The 318-nt window shown below is 60.4% G+C and carries 1 protein-coding gene; it reads right to left on the bottom strand.

Features of this window, described 5'->3' with window-relative positions; all coding sequences use genetic code 11:
- Positions 1–318: LGFP repeat-containing protein (locus ACFWJO_RS37855; protein WP_386872675.1), on the bottom strand; the 318-nt coding region annotated here is incomplete at both ends.

Here is a 318-nt window from a genome sequence, read left to right as displayed (position 1 = left end):
TGCGGACCAGTAGATGGGTCCGTTCTGAAATGTATTTCTGCGTCCAAATCCATCGGGATTGACCAGCTCGTTGCTGGTAGGGAGCAGTAGGAAACTGACTGGACCGCCGAGGGAGTCGTACTTGACCCGGATCGCACCGCAGACCTGGTACATCCACTGGGGGAAATATGTCATGCAGTCCGTGGGGGCGGCCGCGGCTATCGCGTTGGTGGCCGTGGTAGCGGTGCGCACGTTGCGCGACTTCGAGGCCGCCAGAATTTTCGCCTCGGCGATCTCGGCTTTGTCGGCGTCTTCCTTGGTGTAGCCCTCGGGCAGTTC

Origin of the sequence: Streptomyces sp. NPDC127092 (assembly GCF_042722475.1) — a bacterium.
In the GTDB taxonomy this organism is placed as follows: domain Bacteria; phylum Actinomycetota; class Actinomycetes; order Streptomycetales; family Streptomycetaceae; genus Streptomyces.
The sequence above is the reverse complement of the archived record's forward strand: the minus strand, read 5'-3'. Positions and strand labels throughout refer to the sequence as shown.